Origin of the sequence: Aquipuribacter hungaricus (genome assembly GCF_037860755.1) — a bacterium.
In the GTDB taxonomy this organism is placed as follows: Bacteria; Actinomycetota; Actinomycetes; order Actinomycetales; family JBBAYJ01; genus Aquipuribacter; species Aquipuribacter hungaricus.
Genome location: NZ_JBBEOI010000318.1, coordinates 1 through 3390, shown reverse-complemented (window position 1 = coordinate 3390; position 3390 = coordinate 1). Strand labels below are relative to the sequence as shown.

Below are 3390 nucleotides of genomic sequence, written 5' to 3'. Positions count from 1 at the left end.
CGGCGCTGAGCCCGGTTGGCCTCGCCCTCGGCGGCGCCGCCCGCGGCACCGGTCCGCGCGGGACGGGCACCGTCGGCGCGCTCCGCGACCGGGGCGCCGGGGGTCTCGCCGTCCAGGGTCGGTGCCGTGTAGGTCAGCGCACCGACCTTCTGGTCGAGGCCGGGGACCGAGAACGCGTCCGGGTCGTCCTCGTCGACGGCCGCTGCCCCGTCGGCGCTCGGGGCCGCCGCCGCGGCAGCAGACCCGTCCGGCCCGGCGGAGGGAGCTGCCCCCGCAGGAGCCGCACCCGCAGGCACCGCACCAGCAGGAGCACCGGCGGGCGCCTCGGCGGCGGCCGGCTCCACGGCCACCGCCCCGTCGCCGACGATCTCGACCCCGGCGGGCGGCTGCGGCGGGGTGATGGTCAGCTGCGCGGCGAAGACCAGCCGGACCGTCTCCTCCTTGATGCCCTCGGTCATCGCCTGGAACATGTCGAAGCCCTCGCGCTGGTACTCCACGAGCGGGTTGCGCTGGGCCATCGCGCGCAGGCCGATGCCGTCCTGCAGGTAGTCCATCTCGTACAGGTGCTCGCGCCACTTGCGGTCGATGACCCCGAGCACGACGCGGCGCTCGAGCTGGCGCATGAGGGCGGGCGTCATCTCCTGCTCGCGCGCCTCGTAGGCCAGGCGCACGTCGGTGGTGAGCTCCTCGACGAGCACGTCGGTGGTGAGCCCGGCGGGGTGCTCGGCCTGCAGGTCGGACGGCTCCAGGCCGACCGGGTACAGAGCGCGCAGCTGCTGCCAGAGCAGCTCCAGGTCCCACTCCTCCGCGTGGCCGCCGGCCGTGGCCGCCCGCACGTAGCCCTCGACGACGTCGCCGGCGAAGTGGCGGACCTCCTCGCCCAGGTCGGCGTGCTCGAGGACCCGGCGGCGCTCCTTGTAGATGACGGTGCGCTGCATGTTGAGCACGTCGTCGTACTTGAGGACGTTCTTGCGGATCTCGAAGTTGCGGCCCTCGACCTGCGTCTGGGCGCTGGCGATGGAGCGCGACACCATCTTGGACTCGATGGGGGTGTCGTCAGGGATGCCCGCGGCGTTGAGGAAGTTCTCCACCAGGCCGGAGTTGAACATCCGCATGAGGTCGTCGGTGAGCGCCAGGTAGAACCGGCTCTCCCCGGCGTCGCCCTGGCGGCCCGAGCGGCCGCGCAGCTGGTTGTCGATGCGGCGCGACTCGTGGCGCTCGGTGCCCAGCACGTAGAGCCCGCCGACCTCGAGGACCTTCTCGCCGTCGGCGGAGCGCAGCTCCTCGGCCCGGGCGAGCTCCTCCGGCCACGCGGCCTCGTAGGCCTCGGGGTCCTCGTTGGGGTCGAGGCCGCGCTGGCGCATGGCCTCCACGGCCATGAACTCCGCGTTGCCGCCGAGCATGATGTCGGTGCCTCGGCCGGCCATGTTCGTGGCGACGGTCACCGCGCCGGGGCGGCCGGCCATGGCGACGACCTGCGCCTCGCGGGCGTGCTGCTTGGCGTTGAGGACCTCGTGCGGGATGCCGACCTTCTGCAGGGACTGCGACAGCCGCTCGGACTTCTCGACGCTGGTGGTGCCGACGAGGACCGGCTGCCCCTGGGCGTGGCGGTCGCTGATGTCCTGGACCACGGCCTCGTACTTGGCGTCCTCGGTCTTGTAGACGAGGTCGGGCTGGTCGGCGCGGACCATCGGCCGGTTGGTCGGGATCTCCACGACGCCCATGCCGTAGATCTGGCTGAACTCGGTGGCCTCGGTCTGGGCCGTGCCGGTCATCCCGCCGAGCTTGTCGTACATGCGGAAGTAGTTCTGCAGGGTGATCGAGGCCAGCGTCTGGTTCTCGCGCTGGATGACCACGCCCTCCTTGGCCTCGATGGCCTGGTGCATGCCCTCGGAGTACCGGCGGCCGGCGAGCATGCGGCCGGTGTGCTCGTCGACGATGTTGACCTCGCCGTCGACGACGACGTAGTCCTTGTCGCGCCGGTAGAGCTCCTTGGCCTTGACGGCGTTGTTGAGGAACCCGATGAGCGGGGTGTTCTCGGACTCGTAGAGGTTCTCCACGCCCAGGTGGTCCTCGACCAGGGCGATGCCCTCCTCGGTGACGCCGACGGTGCGCTTCTTCTCGTCCACCTCGTAGTGGGTGTCGCGCTGCATCCGCCCGGCCAGGCGCGAGAACTCCGTGTACCACTTCTGGGGCTGCTCGACGGGGCCGGAGATGATGAGCGGCGTCCGGGCCTCGTCGATGAGGATCGAGTCGACCTCGTCGACGATGGCGAAGTAGTGGTCGCGCTGGACCAGGTTCTGCAGGCTGCTCGCCATGTTGTCGCGCAGGTAGTCGAAGCCGAACTCGTTGTTGGTGCCGTACGTGATGTCCGCGGCGTAGGCCTCGCGGCGCTGGGCCGGCGTGAGCCCGTTGAGGATGACCCCGGTCTCCATGCCGACGAAGCGGTACACGCGGCCCATGAGGTCGCTCTGGTAGCGCGCCAGGTAGTCGTTGACCGTGACGACGTGGACGCCCTTGCCGGTCAGGGCGTTGAGGTAGGCGGGGAAGGCCGCGGACAGCGTCTTGCCCTCACCGGTCTTCATCTCCGCGATGTTGCCCAGGTGCAGCGCCGCACCGCCCATGAGCTGCACGTCGAAGCCGCGGAACCCGAGGGTGCGCTTGGCCGCCTCGCGCACGGTGGCGAACGCCTCCGGCAGCAGGGAGTCCAGGCTGGCGCCGTCCGCGAGCCGGGCCCGGAAGCGGTCGGTCTCCTCCCGCAGCTCGGCGTCGCTCATCGCGACGAAGTCGTCCTCGATGGCGTTGACCTGGTCGGCGGTCTTCGCGAGGCGCTTGACGATCTTGCCCTCGCCCACCCGGAGCATGCGGTCGATGATTCCCACCCGTGCATGCTAGACGGGCCCAGCGTCCCCGCCTCACCCCCTCGCGGCAGTGCCGACCGCCTGGGCGAGCGCGGCGGACAGGTCGCCGGCGGGCTCGACCTCGACCTGCTCGCAGCCCAGCCAGGCGCCGAGGTCCGCCAGCTCCAGGGCCAGGGCGAGCACGTCGTCGCCGTCGTGGTGCGGCTCGCCCCACGCCGAGCGGACCAGCAGCACCCGCCGCGCGCGGTCGGCCTTGAGGTCCACCCGGGCCACCAGGCGGCCGCGGTGCAGGAACGGCAGCACGTAGTAGCCGTGGACCCGGCGGGCGGCCGGCACGTAGATCTCCAGCCGGTACCGGAAGCCGAACAGTCGCTCGGTGCGCGGCCGGTGCCACACCAGCGGGTCGAACGGGGCGAGCAGGGTGCCCGGCCGGTCCGGCAGCGCCCGCGGCACGGTGGCCGTCGCGTGCCGCCACGCGGGCAGGGGCGTCCCGCCCGGGCCCCAGCCGCGCACCAGCACCGGCAGCAGG

General features: G+C 72.1%; 2 protein-coding genes. Both read right to left on the bottom strand.

The annotated features are described in order from the left end of the window. A partial coding sequence (gene secA, locus WCS02_RS18895) for a preprotein translocase subunit SecA (protein WP_340295833.1) occupies window positions 1–2864 on the bottom strand: 2864 nt, incomplete at its 3' end. A 51-nt stretch (window positions 2865–2915) separates the two neighbouring features. Then, window positions 2916–3390 (bottom strand): DNA glycosylase AlkZ-like family protein (locus WCS02_RS18890; RefSeq protein ID WP_340295832.1); only part of this gene is annotated, 475 nt, incomplete at its 5' end.